Source organism: Brevibacterium sp. SIMBA_078, from assembly GCF_046534565.1.
Classification (GTDB): domain Bacteria; phylum Actinomycetota; class Actinomycetes; order Actinomycetales; family Brevibacteriaceae; genus Brevibacterium.
Map to the genome: position 1 here is coordinate 479,171 of NZ_JAWRYQ010000003.1, position 26,253 is coordinate 505,423.

Here is a 26,253-nt window from a genome sequence, read left to right on the forward strand (position 1 = left end):
GAATCCTTTCCGGCCAGCCGCTTCTTACGTTCCCTTAGGAGTTCGGAGCGTCGAGAGCCTCAGAGTTCGACCTGACGGTTGACGTCCTTGTACAGCAGGTAGCGGAAGCGTCCGGGACCGCCGGCGTAGCAAGCCTGCGGGCAGAAGGCGCGCATGGAGATGAAGTCGCCCTCCTGCACCTCGACCCAGTCGCCGTTGAGACGGTAGACGGCCTTGCCCTCGAGCACGTAGAGGCCGTGCTCCATCTCATGCGTCTCCGCGAACGGGATGACCGCTCCGGCTTCGAAGGTGACGATGTTGACGTGCATGTCGTAGGAGAGGTCGTCCGGATCGAGCGGACGGGTGGTGCGCCACCGTCCGTCGGTTCCCGGCATCGGTGACGGTTCGACATCGGCTTCGTTGCCGAACTTCGCTTCAGGGGTCAGTCCCGCCACGGGCTGGTAGCGTTTGCGCACCCAATGGAAGCGGGCCGCCTCGGTGCCGGTGGACTTCGCCGACCACGTCGAACCGGCGGGCAGGAACGCGAATCCGCCGGGGGTCAGCGTGTGCGCGGTTCCCTCATGAGTGACCTCGAGCGTTCCGGCCATGACGAAGAGGAATCCCTCGACCTCGGGCTGCGGTTCCGGCGCCTCCGAGCCGCCGCCGGGGGCGACTTCGAGAATCGTCTGCGAGAACGTCACCGCTCCCCCGGCCACGGGCTTGCTCAGCACCCACGACCGGGTCCCGGTCCACTCGGGCAGGTTCGAGGTGACGATATCGCGCATCACTCCGCGCGGGATGACCGTATAGGCCTCGGTGACGAGGGCACGGTCGGTGAGCAGGTCGGACTGCGGCGGGTGGCCGCCGGTCGGGGCCCAGTAGGTGTACGGGTCGGTCGTCGTCATGGGTGGGATCTCCTTCGGTCTGTGGTCGGTGGGCTCAGTCGAGCGAGCCGGTGCGGGCGAGCTGCCCGAGTTGGGTGAGGCTGAGGTTCGTCCGCGAGGTCACGAACTCCTCGGTGTGGGCTCCGCACACGAGCCCCCGGTCGAGGTAGCGTGCGAGCGCCTTCGCGGTGGCGGGTTCGTCGAGGACCGTCGAATCGGCCTTGAACACGTAGTCGTGCAAGCGCTGCGCCGCCCGTGGCCCACCTTCGCGGTAGAAGGCGAAGGTCGCCAGGAACCGGGTCGGGAGCTGGTGCGGGTGCAGGTCCCAGCCCTGGTAGATCCCTCGTTTGAGGTGGCGGCGGACGAGGCCGGCGTGCAGTGCCCACGCGTGGTGGACCTCTGCGGGCTCGCCGAGCGGGAGGATGTTCGTCGACCCGTCGGAGAGGTGGACTCCGGTGCCGGCGACGGCGAGCATCATCTGGTTCTTCGCGAAGTCCGCGACCGGATGGTCCATCGCCTGGTAGGCCGCTGCCACTCCCATCGACGCCGAATAGTCATAGGTTCCGTAGTGCAGGGAGGTCACGCGCCCGGCCCCGGCCTGCAGCGCCGTCGCCAGCGGCACGGTGCCGTCGGCGGCGAGCACGAGCTGCGGGGTCTCGACCTGGATCTCGAAGGTGATCGTCCCTTCGCCGAGGCTGTGCTCGGCTTCCAGCGCTCGTGCGGCGAGCACCATCGCCCGGACCTGGTCGACGGTGCTGACCTTCGGGAGGGTGAGCACGAGACTATCGGGCAGGCTGCCGCCTGCCTTGATGAGCTCGGAGATGAACAGGTCGAGAGTGCGCAGACCGCGTTCCCGGGTCGCTTTCTCCATGCATTTGAACCGGATGCCGACGAAGCCGGGGGCTCCCTTCTCCGCGCGGCCGGCCACCGCATCGCGGGCGGCCTGGACGACCCACCGATCCTCGGTCTCGTCGCCCTGGTCGCCGAACCCGTCTTCGAAGTCCAGGCGCAGGTCCTCGATCGGCTCACGTTCGAGTTTCGCAGTGACCGCCTCGGCGAGGAGTTCGGCTTCACGGGCCACCTGGTGGATGCTGACCACCTGGCCGGGGATCGCGGGACCGGATTCCTTCCGGGCGGCGGTGATGACGCGTTCGGCCAGCTGCAGCATTCCGCCATGGGCCTCGACGCATTCGAGCGCCTGCTGTCCCCACTGGTACGGCAGGTCGGCACTCGTGCGGTCGCCGGGCACGTACACGGTGTGTACGGGCTGGCGGACGTCACGATCACCGGGGTACGCGGTCGCCAGAAGCTCGTCCGTGTCCTGAAGCAGTGAGTCGATATCGGCGAGTGTTGATCGTTCCACTTTCACATTCTCTTTCTCTGCACGGGTTCGACGGCGAGGCGGCGGTGTGCGAGCCTGGCCTCATTGTCTCTCATTCTCCGCCCTCGGGCACGGAGGCTCTCTGGGGTTTCAGGACGAGACCCGGGCGACCGCCTCGGCGACCTTCTTTGCGACTTCGGGATCGAATACGGAGGGGATGACGTAGCCGGGGTGGAGTTCGTCCTCGGGGATGCACGAGGCGATGGCGTCGGCGGCGGCGACCATGATGTTCTCGTCGATGTCGCGGGCTTCGGCGTCGAGGAGTCCGCGGAAGATTCCGGGGAACGCGAGCACATTGTTGATCTGGTTCGGGAAGTCGCTGCGGCCGGTGGCCACCACGGCTGCGTGCTCGGCCGCCTCGGCGGGGTCCACCTCGGGGTCGGGATTGGCCATGGCGAAGACCAGCGCGTCCGTGTTCATCGCCGCGATATCGTCACCGTCGAGCACATTCGGGGCGGAGACGCCGATGAACGCGTCGGCGCCGACGACGGCCTCCTTGAGTGTGCCGGAGAAGCCTTCGGGGTTCGTGTTCGCCTGCAGCCACTTCTTGTGGTCGGTGTCGACCGTCGAGTCCGGACCGATCGCCCCATCACGTCCGCAGGCGATGATGTTCGTGGCCCCGGCGACCTGGAGGAGGCGGATGATGGCGTTGCCGGCCGCGCCGACTCCGGAGACGACGATCCGCAGATCCTCGATCTTCTTGCCCACGACCTTGAGCGCGTTCTTCAGTGCGGCGAGGGTGACGACGCCGGTTCCGTGCTGGTCATCGTGGAAGACGGGGATATCGAGTTCTTCGCGCAGGCGGGCCTCGATCTCGAAGCATCGCGGAGCCGCGATGTCCTCGAGGTTGATTCCGCCGTAGGCCGGTGCGATGGCCTTGCAGATGGAGATGATCTCCTCGGTGTCCTTCGTGTCGAGGGCGACCGGCCAGGCGTCGACACCGGCGAACTGCTTGAACAGCACGGCCTTGCCCTCCATCACCGGCATGGCCGCCTCAGGCCCGATATCGCCGAGGCCGAGCACCGCGGTGCCGTCGGTGACCACGGCGACGGTGTTGCGTTTGATCGTCAGCCGCCGCGCATCCTCTTTGTTCTCCGCGATCGCCTTGCACACGCGGGCCACACCCGGGGTGTAGGCGCGGGAGAGGTCGTCGCGGTTGCGCAGGGGCACCTTCGGGGCGGATTCGAGCTTCCCACCGAGGTGAAGCAGGAAGGTGCGGTCCGAGACCTTGTGGACGTCGACTCCGGGCAGCGCACTCAGCGCATCGGAGACCTCGTCGGCGTGGGCGACATCGCGGGTGTCGGCGCTGACGTCGATGATGACCGAGTGCGGAGTGGATTCGACGACGTCGAGGGCGGTGACCGATGCGCCGGTGGCGGCGGCCGCGGCGACGAGGTCGGAGGTCGAGGCCTGACCGACCTCGGTGCCGACGCGCAGAGTGATGGAGTATCCGGGACTGGTGGCGACCATGGGCAATATCCTCCTTGATATCAAGTTTCCGTATTATGGATAATAACTTCTGCCTAGTGGAAATACTAGACGGTGTCAGTGTATTCGGAAAGTTTCTTCCATTTCGGGACTAGACTGAACGGAGTTTCACTGCCGAGACTCACCACAGATTAAGGAACCTCGATGAGCAGCAAGGACACCCCGGCGATCCGCCAGTCCAAGGGCGGCGTGCAGTCCGTCGAACGCGCGTTCGGACTGCTTGAGTGCATCGCGAACTCCGCAGGATCGGCGACGCTGAGCCATATCGCCGCGGACGTCAATCTGCCCCTGCCGACGATCCATCGCCTGCTCAACACACTCGTCAACCTCGGTGTGGTCCGACAGCTGCCCGATCGCGGCTATGCGCTCGGACCCGGGTTGGTGCGACTCGGCGATATCGCCGGCTCCCAGCTCGGCGCCGTCGCCCGCCCCTACCTGCGCGAGCTCGTCGCCGAGCTCGGGGAGTCGGCGAACGTGGCGACGATGGACGGAGACATGGTCGTCTACGTCGATCAGGTCGCATCCGAACGCCAGATGAGGATGTTCACCGAGGTGGGACGCCGTGCACATATGCACGCCACCGGGGTCGGCAAGGCCATCCTCGCAGGGCTCGAGTCCGAGCAGGTCCGGCATATCGCGGCCACTGCCGGAATGCCCACCCCCACGGAATACAGCATCGGGACGATCGAAGATCTCGAGGCCGAGCTGGGCCGCATCCGTGAGCGCGGCTATGCCATCGACGAACAGGAGCAGGAGCTCGGCGTGCGCTGCTTCGCCATGGCCATCCCGGACTCCCCCGCGCCATTGGCGATCTCCGTCTCGGGTCCGATCAGCCGCGTCGACCAGTCGTTCGCCGATCGCGCCGTGCCCCTGCTCAAAGACGCGGCCGCCCGCATCTCCGCTGAGATGCAGAGCGGCCGCTGACTCTGGCTGCAGTTCCCGAACCGGTCAGGAGTCTCCGCCGGCCGTTCCCGAGGTGCCGGCGTTGACGTCGTTCAGACGATAACGGCGGGCCGCCTCGGCGGGGACCGATCCGTCGATCTCCCCGCGCTTGGCAAGCAGCTGCAGGGTGCGCACGACCATCGAATGCGCGTCGATCTTGAAGTGCCTGCGCGCGGCGGCACGGGTGTCGGAGAAGCCGAACCCGTCCGCGCCGAGGGTCGCGAAATCGTGGTCCAGGTACGGCCGGATGAGATCTGGCTGGGTGGAGTCGAAGTCGCTCGTGGCCACGATCGGGCCGGGCTGGCCCTCCAGTTTCTGACGCACGTACGGCACGCGGTCGGCCGCCTCGGCGCCGTCGGCGGCATCGAGCTCCGCGGCTTCGCATTCGAGGCCGTCGCGGCGCAGCTGCGCCCATGAGGTCACCGACCATACAGCGGCGTCGACGCCCCAATCGGCGGCGAGCAGATCCCGGGCCTCGAGAGCCCAGGGCACGGCCACACCGGAGGCGAGCAGCTGCGCTTGCGGACGGTCGCCCGCAGCCGCCTCGGCGACGCGGTGGATGCCCTTGAGGATGCCCTCGACGTCGACGTCCTCCGGTTCGGCGGGCTGGAGCATCGGTTCGTTGTACACGGTGAGGTAGTACATGACGTTGCGCGCGTCCTCGCCGAGGTCGTGCTCGCCGTACATGCGGTGCAGGCCGTCGCGGACGATGTGTCCGATCTCGTAGCCGTAGGCGGGGTCGTAGACGCGCACGGCGGGGTTCGTGGCCGCGAGCACCGGTGAGTGTCCGTCGGCGTGCTGGAGCCCTTCGCCGGTCAGGGTCGTCCGTCCGGCGGTGGCGCCGATGATGAACCCGCGGGTCATCTGGTCGCCGGCGGCCCAGAAGGCGTCGCCGGTGCGCTGGAACCCGAACATCGAGTAGAACACGTAGATCGGGATCATTGGTTCGCCGTGGGTGGAGTACGCGGTTCCCGCGGCGGTGAAGCCGGCTGCGGCACCGGCTTCGTTGATGCCCACGTGGAGGAGCTGACCGCTCACGGCTTCTTTGTACGAGAGGAACATCTCGCGGTCGACGGCGAGGTAGTTCTGCCCGTTCGGGTTGTAGATCTTCGCGGTCGGGAAGAACGCATCGATGCCGAAGGTGCGGGCCTCATCGGGGATGATGGGCACGATCCGCTCGCCCAGCCCCTTCTCTCGCATGAGGTCCTTGAGCAGCCGGACGAACGCCATCGTCGAGGCGGCCATCTGCTGCCCCGAGCCCTTCTTCGTCTGCGCGAACGCCTTGTCGCTGGGCGCGGGCAGGGAGATCTTGTTGTTCTCGGGTTTCCGTGCCGGCAGGAATCCGCCGAGCTGACGCCGACGATCGAGCATGTACTGGATCGCGTCGTCGTCCTTGCCCGGGTGGTAGTAGGGCACGGCGTACGGGTCGTCGTCGATGACCTTGTCGCTGATCGGAATGTCCATCCGGTCGCGGAACGCCTTGACGTCAGCGGCGGTGAACTTCTTCATCTGGTGGGTGGCGTTGCGGGACTCGAACGTCGTGCCCAGACCGTAGCCCTTGACGGTCTGCACGAGGATGACGGTCGGCTTGCCCTTGGTGTTCACGGCCTTCTGGTAGGCGGCGAAGACCTTGTGGTAGTCGTGGCCGCCGCGTTTGAGGTTCCAGATGTCGTCGTCGGAGAGGTGGTCGACGAGCCCCTTCGTGGCAGGGGTGCGGCCGAAGAAATTATCGCGGATGAATCCGCCGGATTCGGCCTTGAAGGTCTGATAGTCACCGTCGAGGGTCTCGTTCATGATCTTCACGAGGTCGCCGGTGCGGTCCTTGGCCAGCAGGTCGTCCCATTCGCGGCCCCACAGCACCTTGATGACGTCCCAGCCGGCGCCGGTGAAGGTCGCCTCGAGCTCCTGGACGATCTTGCCGTTTCCGCGCACGGGCCCGTCGAGGCGCTGGAGGTTGCAGTTGATGACGAAGGTGAGGTTGTCCAGCCCTTCATTCGCGGCCAGCTGCAGGGCGCCGCGCGATTCGGGTTCGTCCATCTCGCCGTCGCCGAGGAACGCCCACACCCGCTGATCCGAGGTGTCGGAGATGCCGCGATTGTGGAGGTAGCGGTTCATCTGCGCCTGGTAGATCGCGTTGATCGGCCCCAGACCCATCGACACGGTCGGGAACTGCCAGAACTCCGGCATCAGGCGCGGGTGCGGATACGAGCTCAGCCCGTGCGGGGCACGCGAGACCTCCTGCCGGAACCCGTCGAGGTCGGCCTCGGTCAGGCGGCCCTCGAGGAACGCCCTGGCGTACATTCCCGGTGAGGCATGGCCCTGGAAGAAGACCTGATCGCCGCCGCCGGGATGGTCCTGACCGCGGAAGAAGTTGTTGAATCCGATTTCGTAGAGCGTGGCGGCACCCGCGTAGGTGGAGATGTGCCCGCCCACGGAGATCTCGGGCCGCTGCGCGCGATGGACGAGCATGGCGGCGTTCCACCGCAGCCATCTGCGGAAGCGGCGCTCGACCTTCTCCTCGCCCGGATAGAACGGCTCCTGGTCAACGGGGATGGTGTTGACGTAGTCAGTGGTGGTGACCTTGGGCTGGGCAACGGAGTTCGTGGCCGCGCGTGCACGCAGCGCCTCCATGATCTCGCCCGCGCGCTGGGTTCCGCGCGCGCCGACGAGCCCTTCCCAGGACTCGATCCATTCATCGACCTCTTCGTCGACGCTTCCCCTCGGACTCGCCGAGGTTGTGTCCTGTGTCATATCGGGGTTTCCTTCTCACGGGGTCCGGGCTCCCGGAACAGTACCCCGGGAGCCCGGAGATGGAAAGTCCTGTCTCAGCAGGTGATGTTCAGATCTCAGCAGAAGCCGGCGACCTGTGCCCATGCGTCCTTGTTCTCGTCGACGCCTTCACGGGTGAAGGTGGCTTCGATGAGGCCGTAGGGGCGGTCGGCGACGATGAAGACCTCGTTCGGGTTCTCGAGCCCGAAACGTTCGATGTCATAGAGGAAGTGGTGCTTGTTCGGGCAGGAGAAGCGGATCTCGTCGATCTCCGGCACGGCCTCGATGACCTTCTCGCCCATCTGGTACAGCGTGTGCTGCAGGGCGTGGGAGAAGTGATCGGTGAAGGAGTCGAGGATGATCTCCTTGACCTTGGTGTACACGGCTTCGAAGTCGAGGTCGGTGGTGTTGTAGATCCACCGGGTGGCGATATCGGTCGCGAGGATCCGGTCCTGGGTCTCCGGCAGGGTCGTGTACTTGTCCTTCGGGTAGCCGACGAAGCCCGACTCCGTGGTCTTGAGCACGGTGAGTCCGTTGAAGCCGGAGATCAGCGTGTCCTTGTCGCCGTCACGGGTGAAGACGACGGTGCGGACCTCGGGAGCGGACTTGTAGAACGAGTGCTTGTGGTCGTTGATCCGGTCCCAGCCGTATTCTTCGGCTTCCCAGCGTCCGCCGGTGACCCAGTCGAAACTCGATGTGAAATGGTGGGCCAGGCCCATGAGGAACTGTTCGGGGGAGCTCACGCCCAGCTCCTTGGCCTTCGCGAAGACCGTGTTCTTCTGGGTGTCGGTGGCGACGACGTGCTCGTTGTCGCCTTCGGTGTGAGCGGTCTCGAAGTCGCCCCACAGCTGTGAGGTGACGTTGAGATCGCGGATCTCGTGGCGGTCGGTGTCGCGGTAGACCCGCATGAGTCGGTTCTCCGCCTTGCCGTACTGGTTCGATGTCAGTCGGACCTTGCTCATTTTCTTCCTCCAGTTCGTCGGCGTGCGCACCTGCTCACGCCGTGACCATTCGTTTGGCGAGGCCTGCCGGCAGTTCCCGGTCGGCTTCGGCGGTTTGTTGAGGATGGAGATCCTGCAGGGGGCCTGCTTCCCCTGTGAGCGATTGTGGGCGCGGCTCAGCTGCCGCGGTAGGTGCTGTAGGCGAAGGGGCTGAGCAGCAGCGGGATGTGATAGTGCTCCTGCCCGGCCTGGACGGTGAAGTCGATGGTGACCACGGGGTGGAAGTGATCGATCTCGCGGGCCGCGAAGTAGTCGCCGGTGCCGAAGACGATCCGGTAGTCCCCCGGCTCGAGGTGGTCGGGGCCGAAGTCGGAGACTCGCCCGTTGTCGTCGGTGCGAGCCGAGACGATGACTTCGCCGCCGGAGTAGAGAGTGACCTCGAGGTCGGCGGCGGGTGTGCCGACCATGGAGTCGAGTGCATGGGCGGTGATGAAGCTCATGAGAGGATCCCTTCGAGTCTCAGTTCGGCGATCTGGATGAGCTGCTGCCCGACCTCGGCGGTCTCATCCTCGGCTGTGTTGTCCATTCGGCGCTGCAGTTCGGAGAGGATCTCCTCAGGGGTGCGACCGGCGGCGCGGACGAGGAAGACGCGGTCGAAGCGATCTTCGTAGGCGGCGTTTCCGGCGGCCAGCTGGGATTGCACATCTGCTTCCAGGGTGCCGAGTCCGGCCTGTTCACGGCTCGAGTGGGCCGCCTCGGCGCTCTCGCCCTTCGCCTTCTCACCGATGCGCGGATGATGGGACATCGCCGCGTCGATCTCGGCGGTGGTCAGCGGTGCGGCGGCGCTGGACGCCGCCTTGGCGGAGTCGAGGTCGGCCAGGGGGCGGGCGTCGACGATCGCGTCGATCCACCGGTCGACGTCGAGGCAGGGACGCAGAATTCCGCGGGCATCATCGGCTGGGAGTCGGTTGAACTCGGCCAGGTCCACGGTGACCTCCTAGGCAGGCGCTGAATGACTTTCACCGTTCGGAATACCATTTCCGAACAACTGATCCGAGTCTGCTGGGCGCCATCGGCAATGTCAAATTGCTCACACATTTTATGGAAACTTTCTTCCGTATGGTGGATACTGTTTGTGTGGCAACCGCCGCACACCCGACCATCGACGATGAGGTTGAATGAGTGCATGAGCCTGACAACGACAGATCAGACCCCGTCAATCGTCTGCGCCCCTGACTCCTTCAAGGGCTCAGCCTCCGCTCCTGCCGCCGCGGCCGCCATGGCCCGCGGCGCCCGCGCAGTCTTCCCCGGCGCACGGGTCACCGAACTGCCGTTCGCCGACGGCGGGGAGGGCACGCTCGATGCCCTGCTCGCCGTCTGGGGAACCCGGCCGCGCACCGTCGACACGGTCGATGCCCTGGGCAGGGCCGCCTCGGCGGACTTCGGCCTCTCCCCTGACGGAAAGACCGCGGTCATCGAGGCGGCCCAAGCCAATGGCCTGCCGCAGGTCTCGGACGTGGAGCTGCAGCCCGAACGCGCCGATACCTACGGCGTCGGGCTCATCGCGGCCGCGGCACTCGACCTCGGCGTCGAGGAGATCCTGCTGTGCATCGGCGGCTCGGCGAGCACGGACGGCGGAACCGGACTACTGTCCGCCCTCGGCGCACGCTTCACCGACGCTGCAGGTCAGCCGGTCACACCGGGCGGAGGCGGCCTGGCCGCGATCGCTGCGGTGGACACTTCGGGGCTGGACCGGCGGGCGACGGCAGTGCGGTGGCGCATCGCCGTCGATGTCGACAATCCGCTCACCGGGCCCCGCGGGGCCGCTGCGGTCTTCGGTCCGCAGAAGGGGGCGGACGCGGACTCGGTGGCCGTGCTCGATTCCGGACTCGGTCATTTGGCCGAGGTGCTCACCGACACCTCTGCCGAGGCAGAAGACCTGGCGGCGATGCCGGGGTTCGGGGCTGCCGGCGGGATTCCGCTGGCGCTGACGACGCTGCTCGGCGCCGAGGTGGTGCCCGGATCGACGATGGTCGCCGAGGCCGTGGGACTGTCCGAGACCCTGGCCGACGCCGATCTCGTGCTCACGGGAGAGGGGTCCTTCGATTCCCAATCCTTGGGCGGGAAAGTCGTCGCGGCCGTGCGGGACCATGCCCCCGCCTCGGCGAGGGTGATCGTCATCGCCGGTCGGGTCGGCCTGACCGCCGCGGAATGTCGGGACGCCGGGATCACGGCGGCGTTGTCGATCGCTCCGGGGCCGGCGGACCTGGCCACCCTGTCCGAGCGCGCCGAGGCGCTCATCGAGGACACGGCTGCGCAGGCGTGCGCACTCGCGGCCGTCTGACACACCATTTCAACCTGCCACTCCATTTCAACGACGAAAGGACGCACCATGACCACGACCACTCAGATTCGGCTCGCTGTCGGAGACATCGCTCCCGACTTCACGCTCACCGACGCGGAGGGACGGACCGTGTCGAAGGCGGACTATGCCGGCCGCAGCGTCATCCTCTACTTCTACCCGAAGGCCGCATCGCCGGGCTGCACGACGGAGGCCTGCGATTTCCGGGACAACCTCTCGGCGTTGGCGGCCGCGGGCTTCGAGGTCCTCGGGGTCTCCCCCGATGACACCGAATCGCTCAAGGAGTTCGCCGCCGAGGAGGGGCTGACCTTCTCGCTGCTCTCCGACCCGGGCGCTGCGGTGGCGAAGGCCTACGGCAGCTATGGACAGAAGACGGTCGGCGAGCACACGTTCCAGGGCACTCAGCGCTCGACCTTCGTCATCGGCGCCGACGGCACGCTCACCCACGCCGAGTACAACGTCGACGCCCGCGGCCACGTCGCCCGCCTCCGCGACGAGCTCAACGCTTGACCCTCCAATTACTACCTGGCGGCGGCCGTGCCACCTCGCGCGAGGTGGCACCACCGCCGCCACCTGCGTCTGGGAGCGTTTCCGGGCACTCAGTTCGTGCGCAGCCGGGTGGCGAGCTCACCGAGGATCCGCTCGAACGGAGCCGCACGGAAGAGATCGCCGTATGTGAGCCGGATGATCGTGTACCCCCTGGCTTCGAGTGCGGCCTGACGCGCCTTCTCCGCGGCGATGCTCTCTTCCGGCGAACGTCCATTCATCGTGTACTTCTCCATGCCGTCGATCTCGATGATCAGACGGGCATCGTGATTGCAGAAGTCGACTCGGGCGACAACGCCTCCGGAGTGGTCGAAGAATTCGACTTGCGGTTCGAAGCCGATGATTCCGTGCTCAAAGAAGCGCACTGCTGCGATCGACTCCGACGGGGCTTCGCGCCTGCCGTCGGTGAGGTCGAGGGCGCGCAGCACCGCCGCGTCCCCGCGTAATTCGGGGCATTCGGCCAGCACCGCCTCGATGCGGAATCGCGCGGTGCGGCGTCGGCGGATCACCTCGTCGAGCATCGGCACCGACATATCGGGTCCGTAGTCGCGGGCGACGTCGATGAGCGTCCGTTCCATCGTCGTCACCGCATAGATGCCGACCATCTGGCGATGTGGTGACGGAACCTCTCTGTCCCGGACATAGAGGTGCTTGTACTTGCGGCTGATGTTGGGACGCAGCACCTCCACCCTGGACTCGGCCGGATAGGCGATCGGGAGGCCGTGGATGAGCGCCGCCGACAGATGCGAGAAGACCTCGCGCCCCTTCGTCACTCGCCACCGTCCAGACGCGGTGTGGATCTTCTCAGCCCGAGTCCGGATGAGTACGCGAAGACGCTCGATCTCATCACGCATGTCGCCGTGGTGGCCGAACTCCTCGAAGTCCTCTTCACTCAGTGCCGACCAGATCGGCTCATGTCGCGCGTCCGTGCAGGAGCCGGTGGCCACATATCGTCCTCGCGCTACGCGTTCGAGGCAGCACTTCTCCCCGCGCCGAATCTCGTCTTTGGTGAACCCGAGCCGATAGAGCTTCTGCGTCGTCATACTTAGGTACATGACACCAAACTGCACTCTTGACCATCAAAAGACAATACCTGAGAACAACCTGTGGATAACTTCTCCCCACAACTACCTGACGGCGGCCGTGCTACCTCGCGCGAGGTGGCACGGCCGCCGTCAGGTAGTAAATCAGCGGGCGTTGAGGAGTCGGCCCGCCGGGGTCTCGAAGTCGACCGGGGCTCCGCGCAGCACCGTCTGTGTGACCCGACCGCGGACGGTGCGGGTGTCATAAGCGCTGATCTGGTTGCGGTGCCAGAGCTCTGTGGCCTTCACGGTCCACTCCTCGTCGGGAGCGAAGACGGCGAAGTCCGCGTCATTGCCCTCGGCGATCGCTCCCTTGCCTTCGACCCGCGCCACGGCTGCCGGTGCCGCGGACATCCAGCGGACCACCTCGGCGAGGTCGATTCCGCGCTTGGCGGCTTCGGTCCACACGAGGGAGAGTCCCAGCTGCAGCGACGAGATTCCGCCCCATGCGGCACCGAAATCGCCGGTGTCGAGCAGCTTGAGCTCGGCCGTTGAGGGCGAGTGGTCGGAGACGATGCAGTCGATCGTGCCGTCGATGAGCCCCTGCCACAGCGCTTCCCGGTTCGATTCCTCGCGGATCGGCGGGCAGCACTTGTGCGTGGTCGCCCCGTCCGGGATCTCCTCGGCGGTGAAGACGAGGTAGTGCGGGCAGGTCTCGACGGTGAGCTTGATGCCCTCGGCCTTGGCCGCGGCGATCTGGTCAAGCGCATCCGCCGAGGACAGGTGCAGAATGTGCGCCCGGGCCCCGGTCTCCCGGGCGGCGTCGATGACCCGGCCGATCGCGACGTTCTCGGCCTCGCGAGGGCGTGTGGCGAGGAAGTCGGCGAACTTCGGACCCGAGTTCTTCGGCGCCGACGTCATCACCTCGTGGTCCTCGGCGTGGACGATGAGCATTCCGTCGAAGGAGGCGATCTCGGTCATGTCCGCCTTCATCTCGGCCGGCTCCAACGGCGGGAATTCCTCGACGCCGGAGTCCTCGAGGAAGCATTTGAAGCCGTAGACGCCGGCCTCATGCAGGGGCCGCAGATCCGCGGTGTTGCCGGGGATCGCCCCTCCCCAGAAGCCGACGTCGACGAAGGCCTTGGGCTCGGCGACCTCGCGTTTCGTCTCCAGGGCTGCGATGTTGACCGTCGGCGGCAGCGAGTTCAGCGGCATGTCGACGATCGTCGTCACTCCCCCGGCCGCGGCCGCGCGGGTGGCGCTGGCGAAGCCCTCCCACTCGGCGCGACCGGGATCATTGACGTGGACGTGGGAGTCGACGAGACCGGGCAGCAGCACCTGATCATCCCCGATTTCGATGACTTTCACCTCCGCCGAGGCGGCTGTGCCCAGATCCTGTCCACCGCGGGCGATCTCGGCGATCTTCCCGTCCCTGACCCCGATCGTCACCGGTTCGATGCCCTCAGGCAGCAGAGCCTTCTCGGCATGGATGATCAGGTCGAAGTCGGCGTCGTTGCTCAATGTTCCTCCTCGGTCGCCCGCCCTTGTGGGCCGGTGGATGCAGTTTCGGTATACCGTTCTAGACTACTCGGCTCGGGCGGTTCGGCCCAGCCCTCCCGCGGTTCGACCCAGCGAGACCGGGCCCCACCCTATTTCGCCGCGGCCAGTTCGCCCATCGGGCTCAGCGCCGTCGGGGCATCGGCCGGGGTCTGGGCGAGGGTCTCGAACTCGTTGATCTGATCGAGGGCAGTTCCCATCGAAATGTTCGTGACCCGCTCGAGGATGACCTCGACGACCACGGGCACCTGGTGTTCGTCCATGAGTTCCTTGGCCACCCGCAGGCCTTCGCCGATGAGTTCGGGATCCTCGACCCGCAGCGCCTTGCACCCGAGCCCCTGGGCCACGGCCACATGGTCGACGCCGTATCCGGAGGATGCGGAACCGGCGGCGTTGATGTTCTCGAAGGCCAGCGACACCTCGTAGTCCATCTCGAATCCGCGCTGGGACTGGCGGATGAGTCCCAGGTAGGAGTTGTTGACGACGACGTGGACATAGGGGATCTTGTGCTGCGCGCCGACTGCGAGCTCTTCGATCATGAACTGGAAGTCGTAGTCACCGGACAGCGCCACCACGGTCTCGCCTGGCTTGCCCTTGGCCACGCCGAGTGCCGCGGGTCCAGTCCAGCCCAGCGGTCCGGCCTGGCCGGCGTTGATCCAGTGCCGGGGCCGGTAGACGTGGAGCATCTGGGCTCCGGCGATCTGGCTCAGTCCGATCGTCGAGACGTAGGTGACGTCCTGGCCGAACGCCCGGTTCATCTCCTGGTAGACGCGCTGCGGCTTGATCGGCATCTCGGTGAAGTTCGTCTTCCGATGCTCGGTCGACTTCCGCGCCGTGCACTCATCGGCCCAGCCGGTGAAGTCCGGCAGTCCGCCCGACCGGGCGCGCGCCGCCTCCAGCAGGGCATCGAGGGCTGCGCCGGCGTCCGAGGCGACCCCGAAATCCGGGGCGAAGACGCGGCCGATCTGCGTCGGTTCGATGTCGATGTGGACGAACTTCCGACCCTTCCGGTACACGTTCAGATCACCGGTGTGGCGGTTGGCCCAGCGGTTGCCGATGCCGATGACGAGGTCGGATTCGAGGAAGCTCGCGTTGCCGTAGCGCACGTGCGTCTGGATTCCGACCATGCCCGCGGCCAGCGGGTGGTCATCGGGGATCACGCCCCAGCCCATGAGGGTCGGTGACACCGGGATGGAAGTGAGTTCGGCGAATTCGACGAGCCGGTCGGCGGCGTCGGCGTTGATGATTCCCCCGCCGGCGATGATGATGGGGTGTTCCGCCTCGGCGATGAGATCGAGGATCTTCTCCGCCTGCGCCGAGGTGGCCGCGGGCTTGGCCGGGGTCAGCGGTTCGTAGGCGTCGATGTCGAATTCGATCTCGGTCTGCTGCACGTCGATGGGCAGGTCGATGAGCACGGGTCCGGGACGGGCCGAGCGCATGAGCTGGAAGGCGGTCTGGAAGACGCCGGGCACCTGCCCGGCTTCGAGCACCGTCTTGGCCATCTTCGTCACGGGCTTCGCGATCGAGGCGATGTCGACGGCTTGGAAGTCCTCCTTGTCGAGCACGGCGACGGGCGCCTGGCCGGTGATGCACAGAATCGGCTGGGAGTCCGCGGCCGCGGCGTAGAGCCCGGTGATCATGTCGGTGCCGGCCGGGCCCGAGGTGCCCAGGCAGACTCCGATGTTGCCCGGTGCCGAACGGGTGTATCCGTCGGCCATATGCGAGGCTCCCTCGACGTGCCGGGCCAGGGTGTGGCAGATTCCGCCGTGAGCCTTCATCGCCGAGTACAGCGGGTTGATCGCCGCCCCGGGCAGGCCGAAGGTCTCGGTGGCGCCTTCCTTTTCGAGGATGAGCACTGCGGCGTCGACTGCGCGCATGCGTGTCATGGTTCGTCCTTTGTTCGTGAGCCGGCGACGACGCTGTCGCCGGCTCGGTTCGGGGTTGAGTGGTGAGATCACCGGCGCCGAGGCGGTCGTTCAGTTCTCGTTCTTGCCGGAGAGGGCTTCGACGACGGTGAAGAGACCCGAATGATCGAGACCTCCGTTGCCCTGCTGCACGGTTGCGGCGACGAGCTGGGCGACCGTGGCGCCGAGCGGGATCGCCACTCCTGCCTCGCGGGCGGCGGCGGTGACGATGCCCATGTCCTTGTGGTGGAGTTCGAGCCGGAATCCGGGGTCGAAGGAGCGGTCGAGCATCTTCTGGCCCTTCTGATCGAGCACCTTGGATCCGGCCAGCCCGCCGCCGAGGACCTGCAGTGCCGCACCCGTTTCGACTCCATAGGCTTCGAGGAAGACGACGGCTTCGGCGAGGAGTCCGATATTGCCGGCGACCATGAGCTGGTTCGCGGCCTTGACCGTCTGGCCGGCTCCCGAGGGGCCGACGAGGACAATGGTCTTGCCGACGGCTTCGAAGACGTCGGAGACCGCATCGAAGTCGGCCTGGTCGCCGCCGACCATGACAGAGAGGACACCGTCGACGGCTCCGGGTTCGCCGCCGGAGACGGGGGCGTCGAGCGGTTTGAGGCCAGCAGCCTTGGCCCGTTCGGCCAAGTCCTTCGCGACATCGGGGCGGATGGTGGAGAAGTCGATCCAGGTGGACCCGGCAGACGCGTGGGCGAGGATTCCGTCGTCGCTGGTGAGCACGGCTTCGACGTCGGGTGAGTCGGGAACCATGGTGATGATGACGTCGGCCCCGTCCACCGCCTCGGCGATGGTGGCGGCGGCACTGCCTCCCGCCTCGGCGAGCGTTTGGGCCTTGGCCGGGGTGCGGTTGAAGCCGCGGACGTCGAATCCGGCGTTAACGAGGTTCTTGGCCATGGGCAGGCCCATGATTCCGAGTCCGATGAAAGCGATGGTCTTGGACATGGTGGGGGTTTCCTTCGAGTCGTCGGTGGTGAGGTTCAGGCAGTCTGGGCGGCGCGGTCGAGCCAGTCGAAGGCCGTGGCGCGATCCTGTTTGTATTCGAGTGCCACGGCTCCGGTGTAGCCGAGGTCGTAGGCGCGGTCGATCCACTGGCGCAGCGGCAGCGACCCGGTTCCCGGTGCCCCGCGGCCATCGGCGTCGGCGATCTGGATGTGGCCGAAGTTGGCGGCTTCGGCCTCGATGACGGCCGCGACGTCGTCGCCGTTGACGTGCATGTGGTAGAAGTCGGCGAGCACGGCGATGTTCTCGGATCCGTCGGCGCGGACCCGAGCAACCACCTCGGCGGCGTCGGCGTAGCGCTTGAGCGGGTAGGCCTCGGCTCCGGAGACGGGTTCGACGAGGACGGTCCCGCCGATTTCGGCGACCTTGCCGGCGGCCAGCGCGAGGTTGGCGGCGGCGGTGGCGTCCTGAGAGGCGGAGTCCTGGCCGTTGGTGCGCAGCCCGTAGAGGGCGTTGAATGCGCGGCAGCCGGTGCGACGGCCGATTTCGACGACGATGTCGACGTTCTTCGCGAAGTCCTCTTCGGCGCCGATGATCGAGACCATTCCGCGATCGCCGGCTGCCATGTTCCCGGCCCAGAAGTTCAGGCCTTTGAGGGCGACGCCTGCGGATTCGAGGGAGGCGATGAACTCATCGACCTCCGCCGAGGTGGGGCTCGGGTTCCCGTCGAAGGGCCACCAGAATTCGAGCTCGTCGAAACCGGCGTCCTTCGCGGCCTGGGCGCGCTCGAGAACGGGCAGTTCGGTGAGCAGGGTGGAGCAGTTGAGGACGTAGCTGCCAGGTGAGGTGAAGTTCTGGGACATGGAGCTCTCCTTTGAGTTGCCGCTGTTTTCCGTATTGTGGAAGTTTGTTTCCATTCCGTGAAATCAGCATAAGTCGGCCGTGGAGTTCCCGTCAAGACCTTTCCCCCAGAACTACCTGACGGCGGCCCAGCAACCTCGCGCGAGGTTGCTGGGCCGCCGTCAGGTAGCAATTAGGGTCAGAGAGGGGTGCCGTCGACCCAGACGCCGGCGATGTCGCCCGGGGTGCCCATGGCGAAGATCTTTGCCAAGGCGTCCTCGTCGTCGTCGGCGTGGCGGATGCCGACGTCCAAGGGCTGCCCCTCGGCCGGACGGATGAGTACTGCATCGAAGCGCTTGCCCTCACTGAGCACGCCGACCTCATCGAGCTCGAGCGCCTCGGCGCCGGCCGCAGTTGCCAGATGCAGCAGATGTGCGGAGGTCAAGGCCACTCCCCCGGCCGGATCGAGCTGTTGCATGAAGTACGACTGCACGCCTTCCTTGAGCAGGTTGAAGCCGGTGCCCGCCCCGACGTCGGTGCCCAGAGCCACCCGGACGCCGGCCTCGATGTGTCGGCGCAGCGGGAAGAATCCGCTGGCCAGAGCCGAGTTCGAGGTCGGACAGTGTGCGACCACGGACCCGGCCTCGGCCATGCGCTCGAGTTCCCGATCCTGCGGGTGGACGTTGTGCGCGAGCACGGTGCGCCGCCCCACGAGTCCCGCCCGATCGTACGTATCAAGATAATCACGGGCCTCCGGGTGGATCTGCGCGACCCCGGAGATCTCATCGACGTTCTCGTTGAGGTGCGAGGTTACCCAGATGCCCGGGTTCTCCTCCACGAGGCGACCCCCGGCGGCCAGCAGCTCCGGTCCCGCGGAGAACGAGAATCGCGGGGTCACCGCGTAGCGCAGTCGTCCCTTCCCGTGCCACCGATCGATGAGCGCTTGGCTCTCCTCGGTCGAGCGCTCCACGTCGGTGAGCAGCGCATCGGGCAGGTTCCGGTCGCTCGTCACCAGCCCGGAGGTGATCCGCAGCCCCGATGCTGAAGCAGCTGCGAAGAAGGTGTCCATCGCCGTTGCGAAGTGCGAACCGAAGACCATCGCCGAGGTGGTCCCTGCCGAGATCAGTCCCGTGAGGAATTCTCCGGCCACCGCCTTCGCGTAAGCGGGGTCCCCGAGTTTCGCCTCTTCGGGCAGGGCGCACTGGTCGAGCCAGTCGAGCAGCGGCTTTCCGAGGTGGCCGATGGCTCTGACCTGCGGCAGGTGGACGTGGGTGTCGATGAGTCCGGGGATGAGCACACCGTCACGGAGGTCGACGACTTGCGCCTCGGGATGCGCTGCCCTGGCAGTGTCGAAATCGATGCGGGAGGTGATGAGTCCGTCGTCGACGACGAGGGCGATATCGGCAGCCGAGCGCAGCCTGCCCCCGGTGAATGGGTTGTCCGGCGTATCGAAGACGCGGGCGCGGTAGATGACCACAGTGGTTCTCCTAGAGTCAGTGGTGGCGAAAGTCAGTGGTGGTGAAAAGTCAGGCCATGCGGCCGAGCAGGTCTGCGGCGACGCTGACGGCGATCGTCGCGGGAGCTTTGCCCGGCAGGTCGGGCAGTCCGATGGGGCACCGGATGGTGTCGATGGCCTCGGGTGCGAAGCCTTCGGAGGCGAGGTTCTTGCGGAAGCGCTGCCATTTCGCATTCGAGCCGATGAGCCCGACGGATCCGAGGTCGCCGCGGGTCAGCGCCGCGGAGCACAGGTGCAGGTCTTCGGCATGGTCGTGGGTCATGATGACCACGTGTGCTCCGGGCGGCAGCTCCGTGATCACCTCTTCCCCGACGACAGCGAATTCGCGGCGGATCCGCGCCACCGGCTCCTCCAAGCCATCGATTGCCTCGAGCTGCTCGGGCCGCGAATCGGACACGGTGAGATCGAGGTCGTGGCGGGCGAGGATCCGAGTGAGTTCGAGTCCGATGTTGCCGATGCCGAAGATCGCCACCGAGGCGGGCACGGGCAGGGGTTCGAAGAGCATGGTGACCTCTCCGCCGCAGCATTGGCGACCGTATTTGGCCGGAGCCTTGTCGTTGAGCCGCAGGGTGAGCATCTCCGGAGCTGTCTGCCCCTCGGCGAGCAGTTCCCGGGCACGGGTGAGGGCCGTCATCTCGAGATTGCCCCCGCCGATGGTCCCGAACAGGTCATCGACGGTGGCGATCATCTTCGCTCCCGCCTCACGTGGGGCATGCCCACGCACAGCGGCGAGAGTGATGAGGACAGCCGGCACCCGAGCTGCGCGAAGCTCGGCTGCGGTGTCCATCCAGGTCATGACGGAACTCGTTGTCCTTCCCTCGCCGAGGCGACCGCCCCCGAGTCCTGTCCGCGGGCTTCTTCGATCGCCCAGAACACCGCTTCGGGTGTGGCCGGGGACGCGAGGTCGACGCTGTGGCCGGGTCGTGCGAAGGCACCGACGGCCTCGCGCAGGGCTTCGCGGACGGAGAAGGCGAGCATCAGCGGGGGTTCTCCCACGGCTTTCGAACCGTACACGGCTCCCTCTTCATGTGCCTTGTCGAGGAAGGCGACGTTGAAGACCTCGGGGACTTCGGAGAAGCTCGGAATCTTGTATGTGCTCGCCGCCTGGGTCGCCAGGCGGCCGCGGCTCGACTTGTCCGATTCGTCCCAGCGGAGGTCCTCCAGCGTCAGCCAACCGGCGCCCTGGATGAAACCGCCCTCGATCTGGCCGAGGTCGAGCAGCGGCGACAGGGAGTCTCCGACGTCGTGGACGATGTCGACGCGACGCAGGGTGTAGGAGCCGTCGAAGCGGTTGACTTCGACCTCGGACACCGCGGCCCCGTAGGCGAAGTACTTGAACGGTTCGCCGCGCATCTGCGAGAGGTTCCAGTGCAGACCCTCGGTGCGGTAGAAGCCGGAGGCCGAGAGCTGGATGCGCTGGAAGTACGCGGTGTTGATGACCTCTTCCCAGGTCACCGTCTTCGGTGAGGACAGGGCGGAGACGATTCCCCGCGAAATCTCCACCTCATGGGCGGGTGTCCCGAGGATGCCCGCGGCGACCTGCCGCAGCCGATCGAGGATCTGGTCGCAGGCGTTCTTCACCGCTCCGCCGTTGAGGTCGGAGCCGGAACTCGCGGCCGTCGCCGAGGTGTTGGGCACCTTGTCCGTGCGCGTCGGCGCCAGACGCACCGTCGACAGGGGCACGCCGAGGGTGGTGGCCGCGACCTGCAGCATCTTCTGATGCAGTCCCTGCCCCATTTCGGTGCCGCCGTGGGTGACGAGGACGGATCCGTCCTTGTACACGAGCACGAGCGCCCCGCCCTGGTTGAACGCGGTGAGGTTGAACGAGATGCCGAACTTCACCGGAGTGATCGCAAGCCCCCGTTTGATGTGCTCGCTGCCCGAGTTGAACGCCTCGATCTCAGCCTCGCGGGCTTCCAGATCGGATTGGGAGATGAGCTGGTCCCAGCACGCCCCGATCCGCTCCGGATGACGCACCGGCTGGTAGTAGGGAGTGTCCTGACCGTCGGCGTAGAAGTTCCGGCGGCGCAGCTCGCGGGCGCTGAGCCCCAGCTGCGGGGCGACGCGGCCGATGATGTCTTCCATGACGAGCATGCCCTGTGGTCCGCCGAATCCGCGGAAGGCCGTCTGCGAGGTCTTGTTGCATTTGGCGATGCGGCCGGTGACCCGGATGTTCGGCACCCAGTAGGCGTTGTCGATATGGCACATGGCACGGGTGAGCACCGGTTCGGACAGGTCGAGGCTCCACCCGCCGTCGGCGGTCAGCGTCGCATCGAGGGCAAGGATCTTCCCCTCCTCGGTGAATCCGATCTTCCACGACGAGTGGAAACCGTGCCGTTTGCCGGTCATGGTGATATCGCGGGTGCGGTCGAGGCGCAGCCGCACCGGCCTGCCCGTGAGCTTCGCACCGAGCGCGGCCAGGGCCGCGTAGCCGTGGGGCTGCATCTCCTTGCCGCCGAAGCCGCCGCCCATGCGCAGGCACTGCACGGTCACCTCGTGGGCGGGGACTCCGAGGACGTGGGAGACGATGTCCTGGGTCTCGGTGGGGTGCTGGGTCGAGGACTGGATGAAGACCTGCTCGTTCTCGTCCACATGGGCCAGGCAGGCCTGCGTCTCGAGGTAGAAGTGCTCCTGCCCGGCGAACTCGAATTCGCCTTCGAAGACATGGGCGGCATCGGCGAACGCGGAGTCGACTTCGCCCTTGTCGATCGACAGGGGCTGGCCGTGGTAGCTGTCGGCGGCGATGGCATCGCGCACGGTCACCAGCGATGGCAGCTCCTCGAACTCGGCGGTGACGGCCGCAGCGCCTTCCTTCGCGGCTTCGAGATCCTCGGCGAGCACCCAGGCCAGGGGCTGGCCGAAGAACATGATCTCGTCGACCGGCAGCATCGGCTCATCGTGCTTGACCCCCTGATCGTTGACGCCGGGGATATCAGCTGCGGTGATGACCTTGACGACTCCGGGCACCGCATACGCGGGTGCGGTATCGATGGCGCCGAGGCGGCCGTGCGCGGTCGTCGACTGCACGGGGAAGGCGTGGAGGACCCCGGTGAGACGTCCGACGAGGTCATCGGTGTAGAGCGCGGTTCCGGTGACGTGGCCGAAGGCGCTTTCGTGGTGGTGGCGTTCGCCGACGACCGGGTCGGCGGGGCGCTGGGAGAGCTGGCTCATCACTTGACCTCCTTGCTGGTCACGGCCGGGTGGCCGAGCTGCTCGGCGTAGAAGCGTTCGAGGGAGGACCGCAGCATCGCGGTCCGGTATTTCGCACTCGCCCGGTGGTCGTCCATCGGGGTGCCTTCGGCGGCCAGGGTCTCGGCCGCCGCGTGCACGGTCTCCACTGTCCAGGGCCGACCTTCGAGGAGGGCTTCGGTGGCGGTGGCGCGCAGCGGGGTGGCTGCGACTCCGCCGAGGCCGATCCGGGCCTTGGCGATCATTCCGTCCCGGATGTCGACGGCGTAGCCGATCGCCACCGAGGAGATGTCGTCGAAGCGGCGTTTGGCGATCTTCTGGAACGAGGTCAGCGGCGACAGCGGCAGCGGGATGCGGATGGCGGTGATGAGCTCATCGGCTTCCCGCACAGTCTGCCGGTATCCGGTGAAGTAGTCGGCCAGTGCCACGGTTCGCGCCCCGCGCACCGAGGTGAGCACGAGTTCGGCTTCGAGGGCCAACAGAGCCGGCGGGGTGTCGCCGATGGGCGAACCGGTGCCGAGGTTGCCGCCGATGGTCGCCCCGTTGCGGATGAGACGGGAGGCGAACTGCGGGAACAGCTTGCCCAGCAGCGGAATGCCTCCGGCGAGCTCACGCTCGAGTTCGGACAGGGTGTGGGACGCACCGAGTTCGACGAACGATTCGGTGCGGCGGATTCCGCGCATCTCCTCGAGCCGATCGACGGCGAGGATGTTCTTACCGCGCGCTCCCTTGATGTTGACCTCGACACCCCAGTCGGTGGCCCCGGCCACGACGGTGGCCTCGGGATCCTGGCTGAGGATGGAGGTCGCCTCGGCGAGGGTGGCGGGACGACGGTAGCGTCCGATCTTCCCCGTGGCGGTGTCGGCTCGCTGATAATCGGTGGCTCGAGCCGACGGGGCCGGACGCTCACGGCGAGCGGCCAGCGCATCGTCTGCGGCGGGCTGTCCCAGCGCATTCGCGGCATCGCGGATGGGGCGGTAGCCGGTGCAGCGGCACAGATTGCCCGACAGGGAGTGGAGGTCGAAGCCGTCCTCGCAGCGGTCGGGGCGGTAGTATTCGGCGGCCATCGAGGAGATGAAGCCGGGGGTGCAGTATCCGCATTGGGATCCGCCGCGCACGGCCATCTCTTCCTGGACGGGGTGGACGGTGTCTCCGTCGGCCAGACCTTCGGAGGTCACGACCTCTCCCCCGTCGAGGGCTGCTGCGGGCAGCAGGCAGGAGTTCACTGAGGTCCAGCGGGTTCCACCGGATTCGTCGGGGCGGGCGACCATGATCGCGCAGGCCCCGCATTCGCCTTCGGCGCAGCCTTCCTTCGCTCCGGTCAGACCCTGACCGCGCAGGAAGTCCAGCGCATTCGTATGGGGTGGGCCGTCGATCTCGCGGACGGTCCCGTTGATTGTCACTTCGGCAGTTGACTGGTCCGTTGTCGCTGCGGACATCGCACTTCACACCTCCCGCGCCTCTCCACTGAGGCGCACAGTGCATGGTTGGAACAATTTGCTTCGTTCTTCGAGCCTCTGGTTATCCATGCGAACAGCGCAGAAGAACGCGGATGAGGGGACTGGGCGTCCCCGCAGGTCAAGCCCCGTGGGCGATCTGACCCTTTCCCCAAGCTGAGTGTCCAACCATTGTTCTCATGCCCCCAAGATAGCCGAAATCGGGCCGCGAACGAAGTACAGGACGAATCCGGCCGAGACGATCCACAGCAGCCAGTGGACCTGGCGGGCACGGTTGCTCATGGCGTGGATGAGCGCCCAGGAGATGAATCCGACGCCGATTCCGTTGGCGATCGAATAGGTCAGCGGCATCGTCACCATGGTGAGGAAGACCGGCAGCGAGGTGCGGAAGTCGGTCATGTCGATCTCACGGATCTGCGTGACCATCATGGCGCCGACGACGACGAGCGCCGCGGCTCCGGCTTCCATCGGGATGACGGCGATGAGCGGTGAGAAGAACATCGACAGCAGGAACAGCACACCGGTGATGCAGGCGGCCAGACCCGTGCGTGCGCCTTCGGCGATTCCGGCTGCGGAGTCGACGAAGACCGTGTTCGACGATGCGGAGGCACCGCCGCCGAAGACCGCGCCGAGACCCTCGACGATGAAGGCTCCGCGGATGCGCGGGAACATTCCGTCCTCTGTCTGCAGTCCGGCGCTGCGGGCCAGACCGGTCATCGAGCCCATGGCGTCGAAGAAGTTCGTGAACACGAGGGTGAACACGAGCATCGTGGCTGCGAGGACTCCGATGTGCTGGAAGCCGCCGACGAGGTCGAAGGCGCCGATGAGACCGAAGTCGGGAAGGGCGATGACCTGTTTCGGGAATTCCGGCGCGGAGAGGTTCCAGCCCAGCGGGTCCGGATTGACCGGGTCGCCGACGGTGCCGAGCTTCGCAAACGCCTGGATGATGATCGCGGCGATCGTGGCCACGATGATGCCGATGAGGATGCCGCCGGGAATCCTCCGCGCCACGAGGATGCCGATGAGGACGAGCGCGAAGACGAAGACCAGCGTCGGCAGGGAGCCGATCGATCCGTCCTGGCCCAGCTGGACGGGTGGGCCCGCGGGGGTGCGCGTGACGAACCCGGCGTTGACGAAGCCGATGAAGGCGATGAAGAGTCCGATGCCCACCGTGATGGCGATCTTCAGCGCGTGTGGGACGGCGTTGAAGATCGCGGTGCGGATGCCCGTGGCACCGAGGACGACGATGATGACGCCGTTGATGACCACCAGTCCCATCGCGTCGGCCCAGGTGACCTCCTGAACGACGGACACAGCGAGGAAGCTGTTCATGCCCAGGCCTGCGGCCAGGCCGAAGGGCAGTCGGGCGACGACGCCGAAGAGGATCGTGATGACGCCGGCGACGAGCCCGGTGACCGCGGTCAACTGGGCGAAGTCGAGGCTGTCACCGGCGATGTCCTGGGAACCGCCGAGGATGAGCGGATTGAGGACGACGATATAGGCCATCGCGACGAAGGCGACGATGCCTCCGCGGATCTCCTGCTTGATCGTCGAGCCTCGATGGGTGATTTCGAAGAATTTGTCGAGAAGCCCCGGTCTCGAAGATGCGGTCTGCACCGCTTGGTCGTTGTCAGCCATTTTCATGGACCACCTCAGGTTGTTCGATTTGGTCAGCCGGCGACATCATCGTCGTCGGCCCTGCGCCTTGAACATGCGCAATGAAACAGTCGAGTCTTCAGCCCCGGATACCGAAAAGTAATTCCATATCCCGGAAAACTCTTTCTGTTTCACCGAGCAAGTCTCGCCGCTCGACCCCAGTGTGTCAATCATCACACCTCTGCCCGCGCCGATGCCATCCTTCGACGAAACAGACGAAACCCCTGATCAGTTGCGTCTGATCAGGGGTTTCCCTTGGCGGTGGCGGTGGGATTTGAACCCACGGTAGGGGGTTGCCCTACACAACATTTCGAGTGTTGCACCTTCGGCCGCTCGGACACGCCACCGCCGACAACTGTACAGCGGTGGACTTTCTGCGTCCAAATCGGTTCGCCGTGAGCTGGGACACGTCAGCGTCTGACCGCGAAGAACTCCCTCAGCAGGGCCCGGCTCTCCTCCGCTCGGACGCACGAGGTGACCTCCGGATGGTGGAGTGCGGCGCGGTCGCGCAGCAGGTCCCAGACCGATCCGACCGCCCCGGCCTTGTCGTCGTAGGCACCGAATACGACTCGGTCGATGCGGGAGCCGACGAGGGCGCCGGCGCACATCACGCACGGTTCCAGCGTGACGACGAGGGTGCAGCCGTCCAGGCGCCACTCACCCCTCGCTGAGGCGGCGGCTGAGATCGCCATGAGTTCGGCGTGGCCGAGCGGGTCGGCATCGACCTCGCGTCGATTGTGACCGCGCCCGATGATCACTCCGCCGGCGTCGATGACCACGGCCCCGACGGGAACGTCGTCATGGGCGGGCGCGAGGGCCGCCTCGGCGAGGGCATGCCCCATCCATTCATCGAACCGGGTCAC

General features: G+C 66.5%; 21 protein-coding genes and 1 tRNA gene. 3 read left to right on the top strand and 19 right to left on the bottom strand.

Annotated elements, in window-relative coordinates:
* Positions 1-59: 59 nt before the first annotated feature.
* The 3 genes from SB749_RS14070 to SB749_RS14080 form a co-directional block, all read right to left on the bottom strand.
* The gene (locus tag SB749_RS14070; protein WP_410710840.1) at positions 60-884 is read right to left on the bottom strand and encodes a bifunctional allantoicase/(S)-ureidoglycine aminohydrolase; all 825 of its coding nucleotides are present in this window, start codon (positions 882-884) and stop codon (positions 60-62) included.
* A gap of 34 nt (positions 885-918) precedes the next feature.
* Positions 919-2,226, bottom strand: a complete 1,308-nt coding sequence (locus tag SB749_RS14075; RefSeq protein WP_410710841.1) for a DUF6986 family protein — start codon at positions 2,224-2,226, stop codon at positions 919-921.
* Between the two features lie 108 nt (positions 2,227-2,334).
* Positions 2,335-3,714: an NAD-dependent malic enzyme gene (locus SB749_RS14080; RefSeq protein ID WP_410710842.1), complete on the bottom strand. Its 1,380-nt coding sequence runs from the start codon at positions 3,712-3,714 to the stop codon at positions 2,335-2,337.
* 162 nt (positions 3,715-3,876) lie between these two features.
* Here SB749_RS14080 and SB749_RS14085 point away from each other — a divergent pair, with 162 nt between their 5' ends.
* Entirely contained in the window at positions 3,877-4,656 is a 780-nt protein-coding gene (locus SB749_RS14085) for an IclR family transcriptional regulator (protein WP_139907129.1), read from the top strand.
* Positions 4,657-4,680: 24 nt separating this feature from the next.
* Here the strand turns inward: SB749_RS14085 and aceE are convergent, their stop codons facing one another.
* The 4 genes from aceE to uraD form a co-directional block, all read right to left on the bottom strand.
* The gene (gene aceE / locus SB749_RS14090; RefSeq protein ID WP_410710843.1) at positions 4,681-7,425 is read right to left on the bottom strand and encodes a pyruvate dehydrogenase (acetyl-transferring), homodimeric type; all 2,745 of its coding nucleotides are present in this window, start codon (positions 7,423-7,425) and stop codon (positions 4,681-4,683) included.
* Between the two features lie 95 nt (positions 7,426-7,520).
* Positions 7,521-8,405 (bottom strand): factor-independent urate hydroxylase, encoded by an 885-nt coding sequence (gene pucL, locus SB749_RS14095; protein WP_410710844.1) that lies wholly within the window; start codon positions 8,403-8,405, stop codon positions 7,521-7,523.
* A 155-nt stretch (positions 8,406-8,560) separates the two neighbouring features.
* Entirely contained in the window at positions 8,561-8,884 is a 324-nt protein-coding gene (gene uraH / locus SB749_RS14100; protein ID WP_410710845.1) for a hydroxyisourate hydrolase, read from the bottom strand.
* Positions 8,881-9,372 (bottom strand): 2-oxo-4-hydroxy-4-carboxy-5-ureidoimidazoline decarboxylase, encoded by a 492-nt coding sequence (gene uraD / locus SB749_RS14105; RefSeq protein ID WP_410710846.1) that lies wholly within the window; start codon positions 9,370-9,372, stop codon positions 8,881-8,883. Before uraD ends, uraH begins: the two co-directional genes overlap by 4 nt.
* A 198-nt stretch (positions 9,373-9,570) precedes the next feature.
* Here uraD and SB749_RS14110 point away from each other — a divergent pair, with 198 nt between their 5' ends.
* A complete protein-coding gene (locus SB749_RS14110) occupies positions 9,571-10,728 on the top strand; it encodes a glycerate kinase (RefSeq protein ID WP_410710847.1) in 1,158 nt (385 codons plus the stop codon).
* 48 nt (positions 10,729-10,776) lie between these two features.
* The gene (locus SB749_RS14115) at positions 10,777-11,256 is read left to right on the top strand and encodes a peroxiredoxin (protein WP_410710848.1); all 480 of its coding nucleotides are present in this window, start codon (positions 10,777-10,779) and stop codon (positions 11,254-11,256) included.
* A gap of 89 nt (positions 11,257-11,345) precedes the next feature.
* Here SB749_RS14115 and SB749_RS14120 read toward each other — a convergent pair whose 3' ends face one another.
* The 12 genes from SB749_RS14120 to SB749_RS14175 all read right to left on the bottom strand — a co-directional run bounded on the left by SB749_RS14120 (position 11,346) and on the right by SB749_RS14175 (position 26,253).
* A complete protein-coding gene (locus SB749_RS14120) occupies positions 11,346-12,335 on the bottom strand; it encodes a DUF559 domain-containing protein (RefSeq protein ID WP_410710849.1) in 990 nt (329 codons plus the stop codon).
* A 144-nt stretch (positions 12,336-12,479) separates the two neighbouring features.
* On the bottom strand, positions 12,480-13,835 hold the full coding sequence (gene allB / locus SB749_RS14125) for an allantoinase AllB (RefSeq protein ID WP_410710850.1): 1,356 nt from the start codon (positions 13,833-13,835) through the stop codon (positions 12,480-12,482).
* Positions 13,836-13,963: 128 nt separating this feature from the next.
* A complete protein-coding gene (gcl, locus tag SB749_RS14130) occupies positions 13,964-15,757 on the bottom strand; it encodes a glyoxylate carboligase (RefSeq protein WP_410710851.1) in 1,794 nt (597 codons plus the stop codon).
* A gap of 90 nt (positions 15,758-15,847) precedes the next feature.
* The gene (locus tag SB749_RS14135) at positions 15,848-16,735 is read right to left on the bottom strand and encodes a 2-hydroxy-3-oxopropionate reductase (protein ID WP_410710852.1); all 888 of its coding nucleotides are present in this window, start codon (positions 16,733-16,735) and stop codon (positions 15,848-15,850) included.
* A 35-nt stretch (positions 16,736-16,770) separates the two neighbouring features.
* The gene (locus SB749_RS14140; protein WP_410710853.1) at positions 16,771-17,595 is read right to left on the bottom strand and encodes a hydroxypyruvate isomerase family protein; all 825 of its coding nucleotides are present in this window, start codon (positions 17,593-17,595) and stop codon (positions 16,771-16,773) included.
* Positions 17,596-17,771: 176 nt separating this feature from the next.
* Positions 17,772-19,049, bottom strand: a complete 1,278-nt coding sequence (guaD, locus tag SB749_RS14145) for a guanine deaminase (protein ID WP_410710854.1) — start codon at positions 19,047-19,049, stop codon at positions 17,772-17,774.
* A 49-nt stretch (positions 19,050-19,098) separates the two neighbouring features.
* The gene (gene xdhC / locus SB749_RS14150; RefSeq protein WP_410710855.1) at positions 19,099-19,884 is read right to left on the bottom strand and encodes a xanthine dehydrogenase accessory protein XdhC; all 786 of its coding nucleotides are present in this window, start codon (positions 19,882-19,884) and stop codon (positions 19,099-19,101) included.
* Positions 19,881-22,259, bottom strand: a complete 2,379-nt coding sequence (xdhB, locus tag SB749_RS14155; RefSeq protein ID WP_410710856.1) for a xanthine dehydrogenase molybdopterin binding subunit — start codon at positions 22,257-22,259, stop codon at positions 19,881-19,883. The genes xdhC and xdhB overlap by 4 nt, the downstream gene beginning before the upstream one ends.
* Positions 22,259-23,716, bottom strand: coding sequence for a xanthine dehydrogenase small subunit (locus SB749_RS14160; RefSeq protein ID WP_410710857.1), 1,458 nt, complete (start codon positions 23,714-23,716; stop codon positions 22,259-22,261). Before SB749_RS14160 ends, xdhB begins: the two co-directional genes overlap by 1 nt.
* Positions 23,717-23,911: 195 nt before the next feature.
* A complete protein-coding gene (locus SB749_RS14165) occupies positions 23,912-25,372 on the bottom strand; it encodes an NCS2 family permease (RefSeq protein WP_410710858.1) in 1,461 nt (486 codons plus the stop codon).
* Positions 25,373-25,646: 274 nt separating this feature from the next.
* Positions 25,647-25,737, bottom strand: a tRNA-Ser gene (locus SB749_RS14170).
* A 63-nt stretch (positions 25,738-25,800) separates the two neighbouring features.
* Positions 25,801-26,253 (bottom strand): nucleoside deaminase, encoded by a 453-nt coding sequence (locus tag SB749_RS14175; protein WP_410710859.1) that lies wholly within the window; start codon positions 26,251-26,253, stop codon positions 25,801-25,803.

Excerpts from the sequence above, each read along its gene's own strand:
- gcl (WP_410710851.1), bottom strand. The coding sequence starts at position 15,757 with ATGACACGCATGCGCGCAGTCGACGCCGCAGTGCTCATCCTCGAAAAG.
- SB749_RS14165 (WP_410710858.1), bottom strand. The coding sequence starts at position 25,372 with ATGGCTGACAACGACCAAGCGGTGCAGACCGCATCTTCGAGACCGGGG.
- SB749_RS14160 (WP_410710857.1), bottom strand. The coding sequence starts at position 23,716 with ATGTCCGCAGCGACAACGGACCAGTCAACTGCCGAAGTGACAATCAAC.
- uraH (WP_410710845.1), bottom strand. The coding sequence starts at position 8,884 with ATGAGCTTCATCACCGCCCATGCACTCGACTCCATGGTCGGCACACCC.
- xdhC (WP_410710855.1), bottom strand. The coding sequence starts at position 19,884 with ATGACCTGGATGGACACCGCAGCCGAGCTTCGCGCAGCTCGGGTGCCG.
- SB749_RS14115 (WP_410710848.1), top strand. The coding sequence starts at position 10,777 with ATGACCACGACCACTCAGATTCGGCTCGCTGTCGGAGACATCGCTCCC.
- SB749_RS14120 (WP_410710849.1), bottom strand. The coding sequence starts at position 12,335 with ATGACGACGCAGAAGCTCTATCGGCTCGGGTTCACCAAAGACGAGATT.
- aceE (WP_410710843.1), bottom strand. The coding sequence starts at position 7,425 with ATGACACAGGACACAACCTCGGCGAGTCCGAGGGGAAGCGTCGACGAA.
- SB749_RS14070 (WP_410710840.1), bottom strand. The coding sequence starts at position 884 with ATGACGACGACCGACCCGTACACCTACTGGGCCCCGACCGGCGGCCAC.
- SB749_RS14080 (WP_410710842.1), bottom strand. The coding sequence starts at position 3,714 with ATGGTCGCCACCAGTCCCGGATACTCCATCACTCTGCGCGTCGGCACC.
- SB749_RS14110 (WP_410710847.1), top strand. The coding sequence starts at position 9,571 with ATGAGCCTGACAACGACAGATCAGACCCCGTCAATCGTCTGCGCCCCT.
- SB749_RS14135 (WP_410710852.1), bottom strand. The coding sequence starts at position 16,735 with ATGTCCAAGACCATCGCTTTCATCGGACTCGGAATCATGGGCCTGCCC.
- pucL (WP_410710844.1), bottom strand. The coding sequence starts at position 8,405 with ATGAGCAAGGTCCGACTGACATCGAACCAGTACGGCAAGGCGGAGAAC.
- xdhB (WP_410710856.1), bottom strand. The coding sequence starts at position 22,259 with ATGAGCCAGCTCTCCCAGCGCCCCGCCGACCCGGTCGTCGGCGAACGC.
- SB749_RS14140 (WP_410710853.1), bottom strand. The coding sequence starts at position 17,595 with ATGTCCCAGAACTTCACCTCACCTGGCAGCTACGTCCTCAACTGCTCC.
- SB749_RS14085 (WP_139907129.1), top strand. The coding sequence starts at position 3,877 with ATGAGCAGCAAGGACACCCCGGCGATCCGCCAGTCCAAGGGCGGCGTG.